Origin of the sequence: Paenarthrobacter sp. TYUT067, assembly GCF_023656375.1 — a bacterium.
GTDB lineage: Bacteria > Actinomycetota > Actinomycetes > Actinomycetales > Micrococcaceae > Arthrobacter.
Genome location: NZ_JAMOIT010000029.1, coordinates 1 through 21,788 on the forward strand (window position 1 = coordinate 1; position 21,788 = coordinate 21,788).

Genomic DNA, 21,788 nt, shown 5'->3' on the forward strand with positions numbered 1-21,788 from the left:
CGATCTAGTCACCGCCGTCGTCGGGCATTTTAACCGGCCTCCTCGTGAGGAGGCCGGTTGGAAAGTCGAAGGCGTTACCAGGCCAAAGACTGGGCGCGACGCCTGATCTCTGTCTTACGCCCCTCGCGCAGGGCGTCAATGGGACGCCCCCGCAATGACTCATCCGGGGTGAAAAGCCAGATAATCAATTCTTCGTCGTTGTAGCCGGCGTCGCTCAGAACCGCAACGGTCCCCTTCAAGCTGTCTACAACATGCCCGTCCTGGACAAAAAGGGCCGGGATGGAGCGGATGTTCCGCTCTCCCCGCCTGATGGCGACCAGCGCACGCTCATCCAGAAGTCCGTGGACTTTGGTGATGGAAACTTCCAATAATTCGGCGACATCCGGCAGCGGCAGCCAGTCGGAAACAAGGCTTTCTACATTACTCACGGAATAAGGTTGCCACGCCGCCCCGCCCCGCGCCTAGCTGACGTTCGACGACGATGGCGTGCCGACGCTTTACAGGGGCCGTTCATCTGCGTGAATTGTGGCTGTTTGTTCGGTTTGACAGGAATTGTTGTGCTGATCGACTAAGTATGAGAGATTCACACTGATCACATTTGCATCATTGATAACATCAGCCACGTTGGTAACACTGACAACAGCAGTAACAATCCCCCGCTGTTTGAGATGAGGACACATTCCATGACGACGCCCCGTTCGCCGAAACGAACCATGAGCATGCCGGTTATCGCGGCAACCACGGCTGCACTTCCCGCCGTGGTTTTGTCCTCACTTGCCCTGGCCCAACCGTCCATGGCCACACCGGCGCCGCAACCACGAAAGATCCCGGCAACGCTTGCCGCCGCCATGAAGGCTCAAGCAGTCAACGTGGGCACAGTCATTCCTGCCAATGCGGTGGCGGCCACCCTTCCGGCCGCCCTGCGCCCCATGGCCCCGTCCGTACCGGACACCTACACGATTGTCCGCGGCGATACCATCAGCGCCATCGCGCGCCGCTTCAACCTGGACACCACGGCCGTTCTTCAGCTGAACAAGCTTTCTGCCACCACGCTGATCTACCCGGGACAGACCATCAAGCTCACTGGCACCGCCCCGGCAGCACCGACGCGGCCGGCCCCTTCTGCCCCGAGTGCACCCAGCGCCCCCACCACCGCCACCGTCTACACCGTGGTCCCCGGAGACACCTTGGGTGCCATAGCAGCCAAGCACAACGTTCCCCTGTCCAGCATCTTCAGCTGGAACGGGCTGAACGGAAGCTCCATCATCTATCCCGGCCAGAAAATCAAGGTCAGTGGAGGATCGGCGCCATCAGCACCGGCAGCTCCTGCGCCTGCTCCCGCCCCGCTGGCCGGTACAGGTTCCTACACCATCAAGGCAGGCGACACCCTCAGTTCCATCGCTTCCCGCCACGGGGTTACCCTGGCTGCATTGATGGCCGCCAATAACAACGTAACGGCCACCACCGTTATTTACCCGGGCCAAAAGCTCACCATCCCGGGCGCCGGCCTGCAGCCTGCGGGAGAGACCAAGCCGCTGGTACCCAGCACGTTCCTGGGTTTCACCTACCCGCCGGCAGTAGTCAGCTCAGCAAACGAGAACAAGGCACTACTGAATGCTTCGCCGGTGCCCAGCCGCGCTGAGATGAAGAGCATCGTTGCCGACACCGCACGGCGCATGGGTGTGAGCCCGTCCCTGGCTTTGGCCTTCGCCGAACAGGAGTCCGGCTTTGACCAGCGCGCCGTCTCCCCCGCAAATGCCATCGGCACCATGCAGGTTATCCCCTCCTCCGGGCAGTGGGCTTCGGATCTGGTGGGCCGCAAGCTCAACCTTCTGGACCCTTACGACAATGCCACCGCAGGTGTGGCGATCATTCGGACGCTCATTGCCACCAGCAAGGACCTGGACACGGCAATCGCCGGGTACTACCAGGGCCAGTATTCAGTCAACAAATACGGCATGTACGACGACACCAAGCGCTACGTCGAGTCGATCAAGGCACGCCAGCGCACTTTCGGCTAGACCGTCAGCTGCACCTTGGAAGGGGCCCGCATCCCTTGTGGATTCGGGCCCCTTCCCTGCCTCGTTTAGGATCGTATGGTGCAAGAACCAATGCAGGACCACCTCATCGGGACCACTGTGGACGGCCGATACACTGTCCGTTCCCGCCTGGCGAGGGGCGGAATGTCCACTGTCTACCTGGCCACGGACCAGCGCTTGGAGCGCGACGTGGCCCTCAAAGTCCTGCACCCGCATCTGGCCAATGACCCCACGTTCCTGGAGCGACTAAGCCGCGAAGCCAAGGCGGCCGCGAGCCTCTCGCACCCGCACATCGTCGGCGTGCTCGACCAAGGCGAGGACGGCCATATTGCCTACCTGGTGATGGAGTACGTCAAGGGACACACCCTCCGCGACACCCTTGGCGAACAAGGCCCATTGCCGCCGCGCCTTGCCTTGGCATTGATCGATCCTGTGATCGAAGGCCTTGCAGCCGCGCACCGCTCAGGGCTCATCCATCGCGACGTCAAGCCGGAAAACGTTCTCATTGCAGACGACGGACGCATCAAAGTGGGAGACTTCGGCCTGGCCAGGGCCATCTCCGCCAATACCAGCACCGGCGCCCTCATCGGAACAGTGGCCTACTTGGCCCCCGAACTTGTGCTCGGCCAGCCCGCAGATGCCAGAAGCGACATCTACTCGGCCGGCATCATGCTGTATGAGATGTTGACGGGCAAACAGCCCTATGTGGGAGACTCCCCCATTCAGGTCGCCTACCAGCACGTCAATGCGGTGGTGGGACGCCCCTCGGATGCTGCTCCGGGCCTTGCAGAGGACCTTGATGAGCTCGTGCAGTGGTGTACCTCCGTTGATGCGGAGAACAGGCCGGTGGACGGCGCTGCGCTGCTGACGGAGCTCCGCCACATCCGCACCACCCTGTCGGACGAGGAACTGGACCGCAGGCAAACAGCCTTCCGGCCGCCAGGCTCCCCCGCAGCCGCTGCGGCAACCATTCAACCTGGCAGTTCGGGAAGCAACCCCACAGAAGCGTTAGCCGCCACTGTGTCGCCCACGGAATTCATTTCCCAGCAAAGCAACCCCACCACCGTTATGGCTGCGGGTGGTCCCGGCAGGCCAAGCGCCGTCGTTGCTCCCGGGAACCAGATGGACGCGCGCCAACCGGGCAAGCGGGAGCTGAAGCGACTCGAACGGCAGGAGAGCAAGGACCGCGCCAGGGCCGCAGCAACACCGAGCCGCCCCCTGCGCGAGGGCAACCCCCGGCGCCGTGGCATCATCTGGACCATCGTGATTGTCATCCTCGCGACGCTGGCGGCATCGGCCGGATGGTTCTTCGGTATGGGACCCGGATCGCCGGGGAGCGTACCGGATGTCAAAAACAAAACCGTTGCCGAAGCCCAGCAGCTTCTCCGCACTGCCGGATTCCAATCGGAACCGCAGGACGTTTTCGACGACGATATCCTTGCCGGCCTTGCGGTGGGGACCGAACCCAAATCCGGTGCCGAAGTGCGGAAATTTCAGCCCATCACGTTGTTCGTTTCCAAAGGTGCCCAGCTTTTCCCCTTGCCCGATCTGACCGGTGTCACTCTGGACGAGGCCAAGATTGCGCTGAATGCTGCCGAGATGGCTCTCGGCAACGTCACGGAGACTTTCGATGAGAAAGTGCCCGCCGGCGTCGTGCTTTCCCAGGACCCGGTCAAGGGCACGGAAGTCAGGCATGGCACCCCGGTGGCCCTGACGGTCTCCAAGGGGCCCCAGCCCATCCCCGTGCCCGACGTGCGCGGGCTGGCGCAGGATGCAGCAGTCAAGGCGCTTCAGGACGCTGGCCTAAAAGCAGTCATCGCCCCTGAGACGGTCAATGACAAGGCGGTCCCGAAGGGCGCGGTGGTCTCCCAGGTGCCGGCCAACGGTACCCTCATCCGGGGCGAAGCCGTGACGCTCACCGTGTCCAAGGGGCCCAAGTTGGTCAAGGTCCCCAGTTTCATCGGAAAGCAGGCCGCTGAAGCTGAAAAGGAATTGAAGAAACTCGGTTTCAAGGTTGAGGTCAACAAAGTCCTCGGTGGGTTCTTTGGCACCGTCCGGGACCAGAATCCCGTCAACACCGAGGTACCGGAAGACTCCGTGGTGACGCTGACAGTCGTCTGATAGCTTCCAGCCATAAACAAAAGGCGCGGCCCGGATAATCCGGACCGCGCCTTTGTTACATCCCTACTTCTTTGAGAGGGCTCCGGCTACGAGGAAGGCCATCTCAAGGGACTGCATGTGGTTCAGGCGAGGATCGCACACCGACTCATAGCGGTCCAGGAAAGCGTCCTGGTCGATAGGATCAGCACCACCCAGGCACTCAGCAACGTCATCGCCGGTCATTTCAACGTGGAGTCCGCCTGGGACCGTTCCCAGGGCCTGGTGGACCTCGAAGAAGCCGCGCACCTCATCAATGACGTCATCGAAGTTGCGCGTCTTGTAACCGTTCGGCGAGGTGACCGTATTGCCGTGCATCGGGTCAGTCACCCACAGCACCTGCGCGCCGGATGCAGTGACGCGTTCGACGACGGCAGGCAGCTTCTCGCGGATGTTGCCGGCGCCCATGCGGGTGATGAACGTGAGGCGGCCCGGTTCGCGGTTGGGGTCCAGTTTGTCGATGAGGCGCAGGGCGTCATCACCGCTGGTGGTGGGGCCAAGCTTAACGCCGATGGGGTTCCGTACACGGGACAGGAAGTCCACATGGGCGTGGTCCAGTTCGCGGGTCCGCTCGCCAATCCACAGGAAGTGGGCGGAGGTGTCGTACGGCAGTCCGGTCCGCGAATCGATGCGGGTCAGCGCGCGTTCGTAGTCGAGCAGCAGTGCTTCGTGGCTGGCGAAGAATTCCACGCGCTTGAGTGCTTCGAAGTCAGCACCGCAGGAGTCCATGAAGCTGATGGCACGGTCGATGTCCCGCGCCAGTGATTCGTAGCGTGCGTGTGCCGGGTTCTCCGTGAAACCTTTGTTCCACTGGTGAACGAGGCGAAGATCCGCGAAGCCCCCCTGGGTGAAGGCACGGATGAGGTTCAGCGTGGAAGCGGAGGTGTGATAGGCCTTCAGCATCCGGCTGGCATCGTGAGCGCGGGACTCAGGGGTGAAATCGTAGCCATTGACGATGTCGCCGCGGTAAGCGGGAAGCGTCACGCCATCGCGGGTCTCGTCATTGGAGGAACGCGGCTTCGCGAACTGTCCGGCCATCCGGCCCATCTTGATGACGGGCATGGCAGCGCCGTACGTGAGTACCACTGCCATCTGGAGGATCGTCTTGACCCGGGCACTGATTCTGTCCGCAGTAGCGGCCTCAAAAGTCTCAGCGCAGTCGCCGCCCTGAAGGAGGAAAGCCTTGCCCTGGGCAGCAGCCGCGAGGCGCTCCCTCAGAACGTCCACTTCACCGGCGAAGACCAAGGGCGGCACCACGGAGAGTTCCTTGACGGAAGCCTTGAAGACTTCAGAGTTGGACCACGTGGGCTGCTGGGAAATCGGCAGGTCCCGCCAGGCGTCGAGGCCGGGGTAATTTGCCGCTCCGCTCTGGGCGGTACTGGCATGGGGATCTGCTGCGGAGGGTGCGGTGTTCGCGGTTAGCTCAGTCACCCTTCAAGAGTAGTAGCCCGCGGCAATGTTGCGGGACTGCAGCCGTAACCGATGCCGCCGCATGCGTCACAGTCTCTCCGTGGATCCGGACCCGTCACTCCGGGGATCGTCCCTGTCTTCAGCTATGTCCGCGGCGGACTCTTCGGCAACCTCAATCTTGTGGACCGGCTCCGGGCCTTTGCCGGCCAACTGGGCCTTGACCACTGCTGCGTACTCATCCACGTATTCCTGACCGGAAAGCCGCATCAATTCGTACATGATTTCATCGGTCACAGCCCTCTGGATCAAGCGGTCATCCTCCATGCCGTAGTAACGGCTAAAGTCCAAGGGCTGCCCGAAAATGAGCCCGATCCGGCGGATGTTGGGGAGACGTTTGCCGATGGGCTGGACCTTCTCCGTACCGATCATGGCCACAGGCACCACAGGGACGCGCGTTTGCAGTGCCAGCTTGGCCACGCCTACTTTCCCACGGTAAAGCCTGGCGTCCGGGCTGCGTGTGCCTTCCGGATAAATCCCCAGCAGGCCCCCGGAGTTCAGGACGTCCTTGCCGGCTTGCAGCGACATTTCCGAGGCCGCGCCTCCCGAACGGTCCATGGGCAATTGGTTGCTCAGACGGAAAAACAGCGCAGTGAGCCGGCCTTTGAGCCCTTTTCCCGTGAAGTACTCGGACTTGGCCAGGAAGATCACAGGGCGGTGAACCATCAGGGGCAGGAAGATGGAATCCGAGAAGGACAAGTGGTTGGACGCCAGGATGGCGGCGCCGCTTTCAGGAACGTTGTCCAGTCCCTTGACCCAGGGACGGAACAGGAGCTTGAGGATGGGACCGAGAAAGATCCTCTTCATGACCCAATAGAACACGTTTGTCCTCTCACGGCCGAATGGTTGGCATGCATCCGGGCAATCCGGCCGGCACTCAACAGCAACCCTACTCCAGTGAGAAATGTCCGGAGAAGTGACACGATGGGACACATGACGGAACGCTCTCTACCCGCTGCGCCGCTCGCATTCCACCATGAGGGGCATGGACCCAATGCCTCCACAGGCGTGGCGATTTGCCATGGATTCACAGGAAGCCCGCTCAGCATGCTCCCTTGGGCTGAGTACTTGGCCTCCCAGGGATTTGCTGTTTCCGTGCCTCTGCTCCCCGGCCACGGAACCAGTTGGCAGGACCTGGCCACCACGCGTTGGCAGGACTGGTACCGGGCCTTCGAGCAGAGCTATGTGGACCTCGCCTCCAAGACGGAGAGCTGTTTTGTGGCAGGGCTGTCCATGGGAGGCGCACTTGCCCTTCGGGTAGCCTCACTGCACGATGTTTCCGGGCTGGTTCTGGTCAACCCGGGCCTCAGCTTTTATGACCGCAGGGTGAAGTACGTGGGCGCCCTCAAGTACGTCATGAGGACCACCACTCCCATAGAGGAGGACTCACCAGCACCGGCCACCGCTGAAACCGGCGACTATTCCAAGACATCACTGCAGTCGGTGCATGAACTCAAGAAGCTTTTCCGCGCGGCCACCCGGGGTTTGCCCCATGTTGAGGCCCCCGCCCTGGTGTTCAAATCCTCGGTAGATGGCGTCATCCCGCCCAGTTCAGTGGCCACCATCAGCAAGTACATTTCATCCTCGCGCCTGAGAGTAGTCACCCTCCCCCACAGCGGGCATGTGGCCACCTTGGATGTTGACGCACCCACCATTTTTGAAGAATCGGCCCACTTTTTCCGTCAGCACGCCGGTGACAGAGTAGCCTCAGAGTCATCATGAAAATGCTCCCGGATTTCTCGCCGTTCCATAGCAGCTGGAATGGGGTTGGGCCGCGCGTTGGCGTAGTCCTGTCCCACGGGTTCACGGGGAGCCCCCACAGCGTCAGGCCGTGGGCCCAACACCTTGCTGAGGCTGGCTATGCCGTGAGGCTGCCTTTGCTGCCCGGGCACGGCACGTCGTGGCAGGATATGGCCACCCGCTCATGGCGGGAGTGGCATCGTGCCGTGGACGATGCTTATCTCGAGCTGGCTTCCGAGTGCGACTACGTTTTCTCTGCGGGACTGTCCATGGGTGGAACTTTGGCATTGCGGATCGCGGCCACCCGTCCTGTCGCAGGGACGGTGGTGGTGAACCCCGGGCTGGTCCTGGACGATCCCCGGGCTGTGATCGTAGCCGCGCTCAAGTACGTGGTGAAAACCACTCCGGCGATCGCCAACGACATCCTCAAACCGGATCAGGACGAGGGCGCCTACACCAGAACACCAGTCGCGGCCGCGCATCAGCTCAAGAAGATGTACAAAGATACGGCGGCCATCCTGCCCCGCATCAGCTCACCCGTCCTGGTCTATAAGTCAACGGTGGACAACGTGATTTCGAACGCGAGCCTGGAACTCCTCCGTTCCCGGGTTCAGGCACCAGTGGACGTCAGCTACCTCCATAACAGCCGCCATGTGGCCACCCTTGATAATGATGCGCCGGAAATTTTTGCCGGGTCTGTCGAGTTCATGCAAAAGACCGTAGCGGCCTTGGCAGGTCCCGGGCTTTTCTCCGAAAAGGACACAACCCATGAACAGGCCTGACCCCAATTCCGCTGATCAAAGCGCCAATAAGGACGACGACGCCGTGTGGCAGGATCTGGTGGCCCGGTTGGAGGCCACAGAGTCCGGCCCGGCAGGGGCACCTCCCGCGGACAGCTACGGGATCCAGGACTCAGATCCCCGGCAGTTAATGCCAGGGCACGGGAAGTCTTTCAAGGACTTCGATCCGCTGGGCCTCTCCACCCCGGCGCAGCAACCGATACCCGATCCGGCAGCGGCGCGCACAGACGCCGAGGCACCCGGCAAACCGCCCGGGCCCCGGGACTTCGAGGTGGAGGACGAGGACCATACGTTCGTTCCCGAAGAGCCCCCAAGCCTGGCGGGAACTGAGCCACTGGTCATGCTGGCATGGGTTGGTGCTGTGGGCGGGCCGCTCGCGCTGCTCTTCACTGCCATGTTCTGGAGGTCTGCCCCGCTGACGGCCACTTTGGGCATCGTGGCAGTTTTTGTGGCATCGGTGATTTACCTGATTACGCGGCTTCCGCAGGAGAAGAATGAGGACGACGACGGCGCCCGCCTCTAGTTGCTAGCTCCGCGCCCGGCCGCTGACCCGGGAAAGGTCTGCCGCACCGATCATGCCGGCGCGCGGACCGAGTGCCGCCAGCTCTATCCTGGCCATGGGCCGGAAACCCCGCCCGGTCAGGTTTTTAGCGAACGATTCCCTGGCCGGCCCTGCGAGCAACTCCCCCGCATCGCAGAGCCCGCCGCCGATGACGAACATTCCGGGGTCCAGCGCTGCGGCGAGGTTGGCCAACCCCAAACCCAGCCATTCGCCTTGGTCGGCAATGAGCTCACGCGAGGTGGCATCACCCTCCAGCGCCAGCGCGGTCACGGCCGCCCCGGACAGGTTTTCTGCGGTGCCGCCCGCCTTTTCCAAGAGCGCGCAACCTGCCGGGGAGTTGGTTCGCACCAGTTGCCTGGCTTCCCGCCCCAGGGCGTTTCCGGAGGCGTACTGTTCCCAGCATCCGCGGTTGCCGCATTCGCAGCGGTGTCCCCCCGGGAAAATGATCTGGTGCCCGAATTCCCCGGCCACGCCGTAGCGCCCCCGTTCCACGCGGCCATCCATGACCATGGCTCCGCCGATGCCCGTGCCCAAGGTGATGCACACCAGGCGACTTTCGCCCTGACCTGCACCAAACCGCCATTCCGCCCACGCGGCGGCGTCGGCGTCGTTGGTCAGCAGGACCGGACGCCTCAACAATTTCTGGAGGCTGTCCCTCAGGGGCTCGTTACGCCAGGCGAGATGCGGGCTGAACAGCACCGTGCCGCCGTCGAGGTCCATCCAACCGGCGGCGCCGATTCCCACCGTGGCGATCCGGTGGCCTGCGCTGAGTTCCTCTACAAGTTCCACGATGGTCCGCTCGACTGCACGGGGGTCCGCGCCGGGCGTGGACCTGCGGGCCTCGGCGAGGACCCGACCCTCGGCATCCACGACGCCCGCGGCCACTTTAGTGCCGCCGATGTCAATCCCGATCGCCAGGCCCCGGCGACCTAAATGGCTCCGGCGGGCGGCCCAGGGCGCATCCCTCCATGCCGAGGCCGGGGGCTTGGGTCTGACCAGGGAAGTGGACCGTAGTGCGGGCATCCCATCATCCTATTCCGCAGGGCATGGCCGCATTCGCATTCCACGGGCCCGAAGGCTCCCATTTGCTTGAAATGACTGCCGATCCGTAAAGTTACTCGCCAGTAGGTGAAATAGAACACACCACCGCGAGCGGGCATACTAGAGTGAAAGCAGCCCCTCGTGGCCCGTGGATATCAAAGGAGCTACCGTGCGTGAAATAAGTGTTCCTCCCCTCGTGAATATTGCCCCGGAAACCAACATCACGGACTTCGTGATCCGCGAGGCAGCGAAAGCGTCCAACCCTGCCCTCTTCTCCAAGCTGGATAAGGCTGGACAGTGGCAGGACATCCGTGCCAAGGACTTCCTTGCAGACGTCCGGGCCCTGGCAAAGGGACTCATCGCCAGCGGCGTTGCTGTGGGCGACCGCGTGGGCATCATGTCCCGTACGCGCTACGAGTGGTCCCTTGTGGACTTCGCCATTTGGTTTGCCGGAGCTGTTTCCGTACCGATCTACGAAACGTCCTCTCCCTCACAGGTGGCATGGAACCTCGGCGACTCCGGGGCTGTTGCCGCCTTCGGCGAAGCGGCCCACCACGAGGACATCATCCGCCAGGCTGTTGCCGCGGAGGACATTACGTCCGTGGCCAATGTCTGGCAGCTTGAAGGCGCCGGACTCGACGCCCTACGCGCTGCAGGCGCCGGCGTCCCCGACGACGAACTCGAGTCCCGCCGTTCATCGGCCGGCCTCAAGGATCTCGCAACGATCATCTACACCTCCGGCACGACGGGCAGGCCCAAAGGCTGCGAGTTGACGCACGGCAACTTTGTGGAACTGTCCGAGAACGCCCGCGCTTCCTTGCCTGAGATCATCAACGAGTCGGGCAAGACCATCATGTTCCTCCCCCTCGCCCACGTCTTCGCCCGTTTTATTTCCGTGCTGGCTGTGGCCGGCGGCGTCCAGGTGGCACATACCCCGGATATCAAGAATCTGCTGGCTGACCTGCAGAGCTTCCAGCCGACGTTCATCCTGGCTGTACCCAGGGTCTTTGAGAAGGTGTACAACTCGGCACTGACCAAAGCGGAGGACGGCGGCAAGGGTGCCATCTTCCACCGCGCAGTGGATACCGCAATCGCCTACTCCAAGGCACGCGAAGCCGGTTCGCTGGGTCTTGGGCTGAAGCTCAAGCATGCCGTCTTCGACAAACTCGTCTATGGGAAGCTCCGCGCCGCCATGGGCGGTAATGTCGCACACGCCGTCTCCGGCGGCGGCCCGTTGGGTGAACGCCTGGGCCACTTCTTCCAAGGCATCGGCCTGCAGATCCTGGAGGGCTACGGCCTGACGGAGACCACCGCCCCGATCTCGGTGAACACGCCGTCCATGATCAGGATCGGCACCGTCGGCGCCCCGTTGCCGGGCAACTCCGTGAAGATTGCCGACGACGGCGAAATCCTTGCCAAGGGCGTTTGCGTCATGCGGGGCTACTACAACCGCGAAGACCTGACGGCCGAAACGTTCACCGACGGCTGGTTCCGTACCGGTGACATTGGAGAACTGGACAACAACGGCTTCCTCAAGATCACTGGCCGCAAGAAGGAAATCATAGTTACCGCCAGCGGGAAGAACGTGGTTCCTGCCCTGCTGGAAGATCAGATCCGCGCGGATGCTTTGGTTTCCCAGGTTCTGGTGGTGGGCGACAACCGACCGTTCATCGGTGCCTTGGTCACCCTGGATGAGGAAGCGCTCCCGGGCTGGCTGGACCGTCACGGACTGCCCGCAAGCACCACTCTTGCAGAAGCCACTGACCACGCAGTAGTGAAGGCCGCAGTCCAGGAGCTCATCAGCAAGGCCAACCAGTCCGTTTCCCAGGCCGAGGCCATCAAGTCCTTCAGGATCGTCCCGGCGGACTTCACTGAAGCCTCAGGGCACCTGACGCCGTCCCTCAAGGTCAAGCGTGCGCAGGTCATGAAGGACTTCGACGCCGTCATTGAGGAAATGTACACAGCGCCCCGCGCTTCGTAGCCACAACGAATCACAAAAAAGTACCCCGTCCGGATTCCGGACGGGGTACTTTTTGGTGCTGATTGCTAGCCGATCACCAGCAGCAAGTCCCCACCCTGGACCTGCTCTACCGAGGAGATGGCAAGGCGCGAGACCGTGCCGGCAACCGGCGCCGTGATGGAAGCTTCCATCTTCATGGCTTCAATGGTGGCAACGGTATCGCCGACGTTGACGGCATCGCCCACCTTGACGGTGACGGTAACTGCGCCGGCAAACGGGGCGGCAACCTGACCAGGCTGTGCCGGATCCGCCTTCTCAGCTGCCTTGACATTGCTGACCACTGAACGGTCACGCACAACCACCGGTCGGGACTGCCCGTTGAGCGTGCACATCACGGTGCGCATGCCCTTCTCGTCAGCTTCCGAGACAGCCTCAAGCTGGGCAATGAGGCGAACGCCCTTCTCCAACTCGATGACGTGCTCTACGCCCTGCTGGAGACCGTACAGGTAGTCACGGGTATCCAGCACGGAGATGTTCCCGTAGGTGTCCACGCTCTTGAGGTAGTCCTTGGTGGGTCCGGCGAAGAGCAAACGGTTCAGCGTGTGCTGTCGCGTCTTGGAGTCGCCCTTCAGCGCTGCACTGTCCTCGGCACTGATCTCGACGTCGCGCACCTTGACGCTGCGGCCTTGAAGGGCCTTGGTGCGGAACGGCTCGGGCCAGCCTCCGGGAGGATCACCGAGTTCGCCGGAGAGGAACCCAATGACAGAATCCGGGATGTCGTAGTTCTGCGGGTTCTCGTTGAAATCCGCGGGATCGGCGTTGAGTCCGACGAGGTGCAACGCGAGATCGCCCACCACCTTGGAGGACGGTGTGACCTTCACCAAGCGGCCAAGGATGCGGTCGGCCGCCGTGTACATGTCCTCGATGGCCTCAAACTGCTCACCAAGACCAAGGGCGATGGCCTGTTGGCGAAGGTTGGAGAGCTGGCCACCGGGGATTTCGTGCTGGTAGACGCGTCCTGTGGGACCCGGAAGACCGGACTCGAAGGGGGCGTAGACGCGGCGTACAGCTTCCCAGTAGGGCTCGAGCGCGCCAACGTTGGCCAGGCTCAGCCCGGTGTCGCGGGGCGTATTGGCCAAGGCAGCAACCAAGGCAGACGCCGCGGGCTGGCTGGTGGTGCCGGCCAGGGAAGCCGCTGCCACGTCAACGGCGTCCACACCAGCGTCAACAGCTGCCAGCAACGTGGCAAGCTGACCGCCCGCGGTGTCGTGCGTGTGCAGGTGCACGGGCAGGTCGAAGCGCTCACGCAGGGCTGTCACCAGCTTCGCTGCGGCGGCCGGACGCAGGAGTCCAGCCATGTCCTTGATGGCAAGGATGTGGGCACCGGCGTCAACGATCTTCTGGGCGAGGTCCAGGTAGTAGTCGAGGGTGTACAGGTCCTCGTTCGGATCCAGGAGGTTGCCCGTGTAGCAGAGGGCAACTTCTGCGACGGCAGTCCCGGTTGCACGCACGGCCCGGATGGCGGGGGCCATCTGGTTGACGTCGTTGAGGGCGTCAAAGATGCGGAAGATGTCGATGCCCGTAGCGGCGGCCTCGTTGACGAAAGCCTCCGTCACTTCTTCCGGGTACGGGGTGTAGCCCACCGTGTTGCGGCCGCGGAGCAGCATCTGGATACAAGTGTTCGGCAAAGCCTTGCGCAAAGCAGCCAAACGGTCCCACGGGTCCTCACCGAGGAAGCGGAGCGCGACGTCGTACGTTGCGCCGCCCCAGGCCTCCACGGAAAGCAGCTCCGGCATCAGCGCCGTCACTGCCGGGCCTGCTGCCACGAGGTCGCGGGTACGGACGCGCGTTGCCAGCAGGGACTGGTGGGCGTCACGGAAAGTGGTGTCCGTGACGGCCAGTGCCTGCTGCTCCCGCAGCGCCTTGGCGAAGCCCTCCGGTCCCAGTTCGATCAGCTTCTGGCGCGAACCCGAGGTGGGAACCGGGCCATCGATCGCGGGCAGCTTGCTGGCAGGGTCCGAATGAACTGTGAGTTCACCGTTTGGCTTGTTCACGGTAACCTCGGCAAGCCACGTCAGCAGCTTGGTTCCGCGGTCCGCAGAGATGTGTGACTTGAGCAGCTCAGGGCGCTTGTCGATGAAGTCTGTGGCCACGTTTCCGGCGTTGAAGTCCGGGTCCGCAAGAACCGCCTGCAGGAACGGGATGTTGGTGGACACGCCACGGATACGGAACTCAGCCAAACCACGACGTGCGCGGGCTACGGCTGCAGGATAATCACGGCCACGGCAGGTCAGCTTCACCAGCATGGAGTCGAAGTGCGGGCTGATCTCGGCACCCGAGTAGACCGTACCGCCGTCGAGCCTGACCCCGGCGCCACCGGCAGAACGGTAGCCGGTGATCTTTCCAACGTCAGGGCGGAAGCCGTTGGAGGGATCCTCGGTGGTGATACGGCACTGCAGCGCAGCACCCTTGATGAACACCGAGTCCTGGCTCAGCCCCAGGTCCGCGAGGGTTTCCCCTGAAGCGATGCGCATCTGTGCCTGGACGAGGTCCACATCGGTGATTTCCTCAGTGACGGTGTGCTCAACCTGGATGCGGGGGTTCATTTCAATGAAGACGTGCTGTCCGGCCCGCTCCCCCTCCGTGTCCACCAGGAACTCCACGGTTCCGGCGTTGACGTAGTTCAGGGCCTTGGCGAACGCAACGGCATCGCGGTAAAGGGCCTGGCGGATATTCTCATCCAGGTTCGGCGCGGGAGCGATTTCCACCACTTTCTGGTGACGGCGCTGCAGCGAACAGTCGCGCTCAAAGAGGTGCATGACGTTGCCTTCGGCGTCAGCCAGGATCTGCACTTCAATGTGGCGGGGACGCAGGACTGCCTGCTCAAGGAACATGGTGGGATCACCAAAAGCCGCATCAGCTTCGCGCATGGCGGACTGCAAAGCTTCGGGGAGAGCCTCGCGCGTCTCCACGCGCCGCATTCCGCGGCCGCCACCGCCGGCGACGGCCTTGGCGAAGATCGGGAAGCCGATCTCGTCGGCTGCGGCGATGAGCTCGTCCAGGTCCTTGGAGGGCTTGCTCGACTTTAGGACAGGGACGCCGGCCTTGCGGGCGGCCTCCAAAGCGGCAACCTTGTTACCGGCCAGCTCCAGTACCTCCGCCGGCGGACCCACAAAAGTAATTCCTGCCGCCTTGGCAGCACGGGCGAGGTCCGGGTTCTCGGAGAGGAAGCCGTAGCCGGGGTAAATGGCGTCAGCGCCGGCTTCTTTGGCGACGCGGACAACCTCCTCTACGTCCAGGTAGGCGCGGACGGGATGACCCACCTCGCCGATCAGGTAAGCTTCGTCGGCCTTCTGCCGGTGGATCGAGTTACGGTCCTCATGCGGAAAGACAGCTACGGTCTTGGCGCCCAGTTCATAACCAGCGCGAAACGCCCTGATCGCGATTTCGCCGCGATTGGCCACCAGAATTTTCGAAAACATACTTCTCCTGCATCATTGCGGGTGGATCGGTCGGTGGTCACAGTGTGTAGTGCCGCCAGCATCAAACACAAATCTTTGTGGCAACCATCACAAAGGATTCGTCATGTGGGCTGTATATGCGTGCGCGCGATCCGACGGCGTGCTAGTGGCGAACCTGATCCCTGGGCGGTCGGGCGCGTAGAAAGCGGGAATCAGACGCGATGCACCATATGATGTTGAGGGGGCTTCGGCAAGCCCCGGCTCCGGCGCTTCCGGAGCGAATCAGCGCGATACGGCAACCGGCGTTAGGTTTTGGGTTTTCAAGTGCAAGTAGTCAGCATCAGCAGCCTCAAGGGTGGAGTGGGAAAGACGTCCGTAACCACCGGTCTGGCGTCCGCGGCCCTCGCAGCAGGAATATCCACATTGGTGGTGGATCTCGATCCGCACGCCGATGCCACCACGGCACTTGGCGTTCAGCCAGGCGGACAATTGGACATTGGCCGGATGCTGAAAAGCCCCCGGAAAGCCAACTTGCCGGGCAATGTGGCCGGTAGCAGCTGGGTTTCCAACGGCTCAAGCAACGGCACCTTGGACGTCGCAGTCGGTTCGGCCTTCACGGGTATTTACGACCGCCCGGATTTGGGCAGGCGCGACCTCCGCAGGCTTTCCGCGGTGCTGGCAGGTGCCAGCAACTACGAGCTCGTCCTGATTGACTGCCCGCCCTCCCTTAACGGACTGACCCGCATGGCGTGGAGCGCCAGCGACCGGGTAGTCCTCGTGGCCGAGCCTGGGCTTTTTTCAGTTGCCGGCACGGAGCGTACCATGCGCGCCATTCAGCTCTTCCGGCAGGAGTTCGCTCCCAACCTGGCCCCGGCAGGGATTGTGGCGAACCGGGTTCGGACCGGATCCGTGGAGCACACCTTCCGCTTGGCTGAAATGGAATCCATGTTCGGCGAACTGCTGCTGACACCCCACATTCCGGAGCAAGCCAACTGGCAGCAGATCCAGGGTGCAGCGCACTCCGTTCATCACTGGCCCGGGGACTCGGCAAAGAACGCAGCCAAGCTCTTCGATGGCTTGCTCGAAAACCTCCTGGCCGGTCAATCCGCAGTGCGGGACCGTCGCCAGCGCTAGCCGGCAGCGTTTGCCGCCAGCATGAGGCGCCGCCACCAAGCACGTTTAAGCATCGAAAAGGCCTCGTCCCTGCAGGGACGAGGCCTTCTATCGCTAATTCTGATTCCCGGGCAAGCTGTTAGCTGATGCGCCGTGCGACGCGTCGCTTGCCCAGTTCGTCGTCGGGAAAGGACTGCTCACCAGCGTGCTCGCTGGGCAACGCGGCCAGGCTTCCTTCTACTTCCCGCCATACACGTCCCACCGCTATGCCGAAGACGCCTTGTCCGCCCTGGACGAGGTCGATGACCTCATCAGCAGATGTACATTCGTACACGCTGGCACCGTCGCTCATCAGCGTTATTTGCGCGAGGTCCTCAACGCCCCTCTCGCGGAGGTGTTCGACGGCGGTGCGGATCTGTTGGAGTGACACGCCGGTATCAAGGAGGCGCTTGACCACCTTGAGCACCAGGATGTCGCGGAAGCCGTAGAGCCGCTGCGAACCGGAGCCGGCAGCACCGCGGACAGCGGGCTCAACCAAGCCCGTACGCGCCCAGTAGTCCAATTGACGGTAGGTGATGCCTGCCGCTTTGCAGGCAGTGGGACCGCGATAGCCCGCGTCCTCGTCCAGCACAGGAAGGTCTTCAGTGAAGAGCAGACCCTGGGCGCCGGATGCGGGCGCAGCAATGCCGGCAGAGGACTGCTTCAGCTCGCCTGCTTCGCCTTTCGGACTCACGTGACCTCCTTGTTCTCAGTTCCCTTGGGGACGGTGCATACCTGTTACAACGGCAAAATGCAGCAGTGTAATTCCCGCAAGTCCGCACCTTCCAGTGTGACTTGCGCAGGCAGTGTATGCAACGGGAACTTGATAACTTCGACGTTAGGCCTGTGGAGCGCCGAGGTCAAAGACCTTCGCCTCAAAATCCGGTCGTGTCGAAAGTTTCACCCTCAACTTTAGGCTTAGGGTGGATCAGCCTTCGAAATCTTCCGGTTCAACGTCGTCCAGGAACTCCCGGAACCGGCGCATTTCGCGCTCTTCGTCCACCGCGGGATCCGGCTCCGAATCCTCGCCTTCATCGTGTTCAGTGATACGAACGCCGGCTTCCGCCATCACAGCATCTGCGCACCAGATGCGGCACTTGGCACGCAGCGCCAAGGCCAACGCGTCAGAAGCGCGCGAACTGACCACCGTGCCGTCATCGAACTGCAGTTGCCCATAGAAGATGTTGTCCTCCACGGCCACAATGTTCACGCTGATGATGGAGTGCCCCAAGGACTCCACAACGTCCACTAGGAGATCGTGGGTCATGGGCCGGGGCGGGACAACGCCCTGCTGCGCCAGGGCGATGGCGCTGGCTTCAGGAGTTCCAATCCAGATGGGAACGTGGCGTTCTCCGTTGATCTCCCGAAGCAGCACCAACGGCTGATTGGAAGGCAGCTCGATCCGGACCCCGACGATTTCGACTTCGATCATCAGCTGTCCATCCGTGAGATACGGTCGTGCACCAAGGCCCTGTGCAGGGTCAGGCAAAGATCACTAATCTCCCGGGCAGCCTCAGCTGCCCGGGCCTGGGACGCAGCATCCCGTCGAGAGGTCAAGGGGGCAACAGCCCTCTCCACCAGGCCGAACTCCCGCTCAGCGGCAGCTTGGAACGGCCTGAGGTGCCGGGGCTCCAGACCGTGGCTTTCCAACTGCACACAGGCTCGCGCCACCTGGAGGGCGTGTTCGTCAAACTTGCCACCCACGTGACTGATCAACCCGAAGCTCAGCAATGATTCGAGCATCGGCACGCTTGCGCCCGACTCGGCACGCAGCTGCTCTTCAGTGAGGGCACGGGCGCGCCCCTGCACTTCCGCCGCCATTTCCGCAGAGACCACCCGGGGCGACACCGTGACACCGGCCGGGAGATTCTCCGGCCTCTCGCCGCGATCGATTGCGTCGAGATAGTCCTTGATGACCTTCAGCGGCAGATACTGATCACGCTGAAGGGCCAGGACGAAGCGGAGCCTCTCAACATCGCTGTCTGCATACTGACGGTAGCCGGCAGGAGTCCTCTTGGGATTGATGAGTCCCTTTTCCTCAAGGAACCGGATCTTGGACGCCGTCATACCGGGAAAGTCTTCACTCAGCTGGGCAAGGACTTCCCCGATATTCAGGACCTGCGGTCCGCGACGGTCCTGCTGGGCCATAGCCACAGGCAGATACCCCGTCAGACTTGGCCTGCTGCGCGAACAGGGCTCAGGTAGTAGGTCAACCGGAACTTGCCGATCTGTACCTCGCTGCCGGTCTTCAGCTGCACGCGGTCCACGCGGTCGTGATTGACGTATGTACCGTTCAGGCTTCCCATATCCACCAGCTCGAAACCGGACTCAGACCTAATGAACTGAACGTGCTTGCGCGATACCGTGACGTCGTCCAGGAAGATGTCAGCATCCGGGTGACGTCCCGCCGTGGTGGTGTCCGCATCCAACAGGAAACGAGCACCGGCATTGGGGCCGCTGTGCGCTATGAGCAGGGCTGAGTTCGGCGGAAGCGCGTCTACGGACGCACGCTCTTCAGGTGCCAACTTGGGCGCAATGCTCGGCTCGTCCCACGTAGGCGTAATGCTGATCGAGGTGGTCTCCGACGACGGCTGTTCCTCCGCGCCGTTCCCGACATTGGCTTCATTCTGTTCGCCGCCAACCATGGAATTTCCTCCTCATCCGCCGGCAGTTCCAAACCCTGCCGGCACTTCCGCCTCCCGGTACCGCCGGGCAAATCGGTTGCTGGCCCGCCGTCCCGCTTTCCGGTTTATGGAAAGCAGCCTGACGGGCCAGATAACTTTAGCCTACCTGTTGTTCGTACTCCGATGCACTGAGCAGGGAATCCACTGCATCAGCTTCTGCGAGCTTTACTTCAATGAGCCATCCCTCGCCGTACGGGTCGGAGTTAATCAACGCCGGATCAGTGTCCAGGGCGTCATTTCGATTGGTGACTTCGCCGGTCACCGGAGCGTAGATGTCACTGACGCTTTTGGTGGACTCCACCTCGCCAACAACCTCATTGCCGGTGATTTTTGTGCCAGGCTCGGGCATCTGGGCGTAGACGACGTCGCCCAATGCGTCCTGCGCGAAATCGGTGATGCCAATGCGCACAACGCCGTCGGCATCTGGAGCGGTCACCCATTCGTGTTCTGCGGTGTAGGAAAGTTCTTCCGGAATATTGCTCACTGGTGGCCTTTCATCGGGACATTTAAGAACCTCGACGGCGGCCTATGCTGATGGCCACCGCTGAAAGTATAGGCACATTTCTCCTGTACCTATTGGGGGTCTCTGCCATGATTGACCCATGACCGAGCAAGTACAAGTACCAGCTCGGAAAAAGCGCAATTGGGGCGTAAAAATAATCCAGGTCACCACGCCTCACACCGCTTGAGACGCATTGAAGCCCGCCACGGATTGTCCGTGGCGGGCTTCTTTGTTTCCCGGCCGGGCCTTGGAGCCCGAAACCAAACCCCGGCGTCAGGCGATGGTGGCCCCATGCGGTTCGCGTTCGACGTCGGGAGTTACAGCAGGTGCCGCAGGTCCCCCGCGCCGTGCTGCTGCAGCCGCGGACAGCATGACCAGCAGGGCGGCAACGGTAATGCCGGCGCCGGCCCAGATGGGCGATGTGTAGCCGAGACCCGCGGTAATGGTCACGCCACCGAGCCATGCTCCGAGCGCGTTCCCCAGGTTGAAGGCTCCGATATTTGCACCCGATGCCAGCGTGGGTGCCGTGGAGGCGAAGTGCATCACGCGCATCTGGAGACCCGGAACGGTAGCAAAGCCGAATCCACCCATGAGCGCCAGTGAGACCAGTGTTGCGATGCTGCTCGAAGCGGTGAGGGCGAAGAAGATCAACACCGCCACAAGTCCGGAAAGGATCACGATCAGCGACTTGTCCAACGCTTTGTCCGCGGCCTTGCCGCCCAGGAAGTTGCCAACGAACAGACCGCCACCAAAGAGCACCAGGAGCCACGGCACGGCCCCCGATTCGAAGCCGGACACCTCGGTAAGAGTGAAGGCAATGTAGGTGAACGCCCCGAACATGCCGCCAAATCCAAGGATGGTCACGATGATGGAGAGCCATACTTGTCCTGACCTGAAGGCGCCCAACTCGCTGCGGAGCCCCTTGGTGGGTTCCGTGGTGGCTTTAGGAACCATCAGCGCGATGCCGAGCAGGGCTACAACTCCGATGGCGGTGATCGCCCAGAAAGTTGAGCGCCAGCCGAAGTTCTGACCAAGCAACGTGCCGAAGGGAACGCCGAGGACGTTGGCCGCGGTGAGGCCCGTGAACATGATGGCGATGGCTCCGGCCTTCTTGTGGGACGGCACCAGGCTCGCTGCTACCACCGAACCGATACCGAAGAACGCGCCGTGGCACAGCGCAGCGACCACACGGCCAATCATCATGGCCGCGTAGCTGTCAGCAACGGCGGAGAAGAAGTTGCCGGCGATGAACAAGACGAGCAAGCCAATGAGAACCGGCTTGCGCGGCAGCCTGGTCACAGCAGCCGTCACCAGGAGCGCACCAACTGTAACGCTGAGGGCATAGCCGGAGATGAACCAGCCGGCAGAAGCCTCGCTGACCTGGAAGTCGGCAGCAACTTCCGGCAAGAGGCCCATGATCACGAATTCGGTCAGTCCGATGCCGAATCCGCCGAGGGCAAGGGCAATCAACCCTGCGGGCATGTGGAGCTCCTTAAATGATCGGTTCCGGCCAAAAGTGGAAGTGCGTCGACGGGAACCGTAGAATAATAGTTGCAGACGCTTCATATATAGTTGCATACGCTAGATACTTGCGCAAGCAACTACTTTGCCATGCGTCGCGATTCACAGGACATCGAGTCAGGAGCACAGGACACATGGGCATCAAGGATGACGCCGTCGAAGTACGGGCACAGGGATGGCGCACCCTTGCGGCCCTGCACGGGAGCATCGAAACGGAGCTCGAGAAGGCCCTCCAGGCGTCGAGCGACCTGTCGGTAGTGGAGTACACAGTGCTGGACGCGCTCAGCCGCCAGGACGGCTGGCACATGCGGATGCAGCAACTGGCCCGGGCCACAGCGCTCTCCAGCAGCGCCACCACCCGCTTGGTCAACCGGCTTGAGGACCGCGGCCTGCTCACCCGCATCCTGTGTGCGGACGACCGCCGCGGCATCTATACCGAGCTGACACTTCCCGGCCAGAAGCTCCTGGAAGCAGCAAAGCCCGTGCATGACCAGACCCTGGCCTCCGCTCTTGAGGCCGCCGCCACCGTGCCCGAACTTGAGCCCCTGGTGCGGGCACTGGGCGCATTGCAGGCGGTCTAGCCCAACTCCCCCGGCCTTGCCCGAATTCTCCGGCGCTCAACGGCGAGGGAATCGAACAAGGCCGGGATGCGCCATTAACGACCAAAGGCCGGAATCATCGTGTTTCCACGTGATTCCGGCC

The 21,788-nt window shown here is 62.4% G+C and carries 19 protein-coding genes; 8 read left to right on the plus strand and 11 right to left on the minus strand.

Annotated elements, in window-relative coordinates; all coding sequences use genetic code 11:
- Positions 1 to 74: 74 nt before the first annotated feature.
- Complete coding sequence (locus MOD31_RS20310) at positions 75 to 428, minus strand: Rv2175c family DNA-binding protein (protein ID WP_142939541.1); 354 nt, start codon at positions 426 to 428, stop codon at positions 75 to 77.
- A gap of 255 nt (positions 429 to 683) precedes the next feature.
- Between MOD31_RS20310 and MOD31_RS20315 the strand changes: the two genes are divergently transcribed.
- Positions 684 to 2,021, plus strand: a complete 1,338-nt coding sequence (locus MOD31_RS20315; RefSeq protein WP_250821535.1) for a LysM peptidoglycan-binding domain-containing protein — start codon at positions 684 to 686, stop codon at positions 2,019 to 2,021.
- A gap of 75 nt (positions 2,022 to 2,096) precedes the next feature.
- The gene (gene pknB, locus MOD31_RS20320) at positions 2,097 to 4,160 is read left to right on the plus strand and encodes a Stk1 family PASTA domain-containing Ser/Thr kinase (RefSeq protein ID WP_250821536.1); all 2,064 of its coding nucleotides are present in this window, start codon (positions 2,097 to 2,099) and stop codon (positions 4,158 to 4,160) included.
- A gap of 63 nt (positions 4,161 to 4,223) precedes the next feature.
- Here the strand turns inward: pknB and MOD31_RS20325 are convergent, their stop codons facing one another.
- Together MOD31_RS20325 and MOD31_RS20330 are read right to left on the minus strand one after the other, a co-directional pair.
- Positions 4,224 to 5,627: a class II 3-deoxy-7-phosphoheptulonate synthase gene (locus tag MOD31_RS20325; RefSeq protein ID WP_142939544.1), complete on the minus strand. Its 1,404-nt coding sequence runs from the start codon at positions 5,625 to 5,627 to the stop codon at positions 4,224 to 4,226.
- Positions 5,628 to 5,693: 66 nt separating this feature from the next.
- Positions 5,694 to 6,485, minus strand: coding sequence for a 1-acyl-sn-glycerol-3-phosphate acyltransferase (locus MOD31_RS20330; RefSeq protein WP_142939545.1), 792 nt, complete (start codon positions 6,483 to 6,485; stop codon positions 5,694 to 5,696).
- A 111-nt stretch (positions 6,486 to 6,596) separates the two neighbouring features.
- Here MOD31_RS20330 and MOD31_RS20335 point away from each other — a divergent pair, with 111 nt between their 5' ends.
- Genes MOD31_RS20335 through MOD31_RS20345 form a run of 3 tightly spaced genes read left to right on the plus strand, consistent with a single transcriptional unit; the run spans position 6,597 to position 8,726 of the window.
- Positions 6,597 to 7,385, plus strand: a complete 789-nt coding sequence (locus MOD31_RS20335; protein ID WP_250821537.1) for a carboxylesterase — start codon at positions 6,597 to 6,599, stop codon at positions 7,383 to 7,385.
- A complete protein-coding gene (locus tag MOD31_RS20340) occupies positions 7,382 to 8,185 on the plus strand; it encodes a carboxylesterase (protein ID WP_166842731.1) in 804 nt (267 codons plus the stop codon). The genes MOD31_RS20335 and MOD31_RS20340 overlap by 4 nt, the downstream gene beginning before the upstream one ends.
- Entirely contained in the window at positions 8,172 to 8,726 is a 555-nt protein-coding gene (locus MOD31_RS20345) for a hypothetical protein (RefSeq protein WP_250821538.1), read from the plus strand. Before MOD31_RS20340 ends, MOD31_RS20345 begins: the two co-directional genes overlap by 14 nt.
- Positions 8,727 to 8,729: 3 nt before the next feature.
- Here MOD31_RS20345 and MOD31_RS20350 read toward each other — a convergent pair whose 3' ends face one another.
- Positions 8,730 to 9,788 carry an ROK family protein gene (locus MOD31_RS20350; RefSeq protein ID WP_142939549.1) on the minus strand — a complete coding sequence of 353 codons (1,059 nt, stop codon included), beginning with the start codon at positions 9,786 to 9,788 and terminating at the stop codon, positions 8,730 to 8,732.
- 187 nt (positions 9,789 to 9,975) lie between these two features.
- Between MOD31_RS20350 and MOD31_RS20355 the strand changes: the two genes are divergently transcribed.
- Positions 9,976 to 11,787, plus strand: a complete 1,812-nt coding sequence (locus tag MOD31_RS20355) for an AMP-dependent synthetase/ligase (protein WP_250821539.1) — start codon at positions 9,976 to 9,978, stop codon at positions 11,785 to 11,787.
- Between the two features lie 65 nt (positions 11,788 to 11,852).
- Here MOD31_RS20355 and MOD31_RS20360 read toward each other — a convergent pair whose 3' ends face one another.
- On the minus strand, positions 11,853 to 15,248 hold the full coding sequence (locus MOD31_RS20360; RefSeq protein WP_250821540.1) for a pyruvate carboxylase: 3,396 nt from the start codon (positions 15,246 to 15,248) through the stop codon (positions 11,853 to 11,855).
- Positions 15,249 to 15,551: 303 nt separating this feature from the next.
- Here MOD31_RS20360 and MOD31_RS20365 point away from each other — a divergent pair, with 303 nt between their 5' ends.
- On the plus strand, positions 15,552 to 16,361 hold the full coding sequence (locus MOD31_RS20365) for a ParA family protein (RefSeq protein ID WP_142939552.1): 810 nt from the start codon (positions 15,552 to 15,554) through the stop codon (positions 16,359 to 16,361).
- Between the two features lie 118 nt (positions 16,362 to 16,479).
- Here the strand turns inward: MOD31_RS20365 and MOD31_RS20370 are convergent, their stop codons facing one another.
- From MOD31_RS20370 to MOD31_RS20395, 6 genes are all read right to left on the minus strand, one after another.
- Positions 16,480 to 17,073 carry a MerR family transcriptional regulator gene (locus MOD31_RS20370; protein WP_142939553.1) on the minus strand — a complete coding sequence of 198 codons (594 nt, stop codon included), beginning with the start codon at positions 17,071 to 17,073 and terminating at the stop codon, positions 16,480 to 16,482.
- Positions 17,074 to 17,307: 234 nt separating this feature from the next.
- Positions 17,308 to 17,811: a bifunctional nuclease family protein gene (locus tag MOD31_RS20375; protein ID WP_250821541.1), complete on the minus strand. Its 504-nt coding sequence runs from the start codon at positions 17,809 to 17,811 to the stop codon at positions 17,308 to 17,310.
- Positions 17,811 to 18,527, minus strand: coding sequence for a MerR family transcriptional regulator (locus MOD31_RS20380; protein WP_250821542.1), 717 nt, complete (start codon positions 18,525 to 18,527; stop codon positions 17,811 to 17,813). The genes MOD31_RS20375 and MOD31_RS20380 overlap by 1 nt, the downstream gene beginning before the upstream one ends.
- A gap of 20 nt (positions 18,528 to 18,547) precedes the next feature.
- Positions 18,548 to 19,024: an FHA domain-containing protein gene (locus MOD31_RS20385; RefSeq protein WP_142939555.1), complete on the minus strand. Its 477-nt coding sequence runs from the start codon at positions 19,022 to 19,024 to the stop codon at positions 18,548 to 18,550.
- A gap of 136 nt (positions 19,025 to 19,160) precedes the next feature.
- Positions 19,161 to 19,547, minus strand: coding sequence for a glycine cleavage system protein GcvH (gene gcvH / locus MOD31_RS20390; protein ID WP_011774387.1), 387 nt, complete (start codon positions 19,545 to 19,547; stop codon positions 19,161 to 19,163).
- 291 nt (positions 19,548 to 19,838) lie between these two features.
- Positions 19,839 to 21,047: an MFS transporter gene (locus MOD31_RS20395; protein ID WP_250821543.1), complete on the minus strand. Its 1,209-nt coding sequence runs from the start codon at positions 21,045 to 21,047 to the stop codon at positions 19,839 to 19,841.
- Between the two features lie 173 nt (positions 21,048 to 21,220).
- Here MOD31_RS20395 and MOD31_RS20400 point away from each other — a divergent pair, with 173 nt between their 5' ends.
- Positions 21,221 to 21,667 carry a MarR family winged helix-turn-helix transcriptional regulator gene (locus MOD31_RS20400; RefSeq protein WP_166842727.1) on the plus strand — a complete coding sequence of 149 codons (447 nt, stop codon included), beginning with the start codon at positions 21,221 to 21,223 and terminating at the stop codon, positions 21,665 to 21,667.
- Positions 21,668 to 21,788 lie beyond the last annotated feature (121 nt).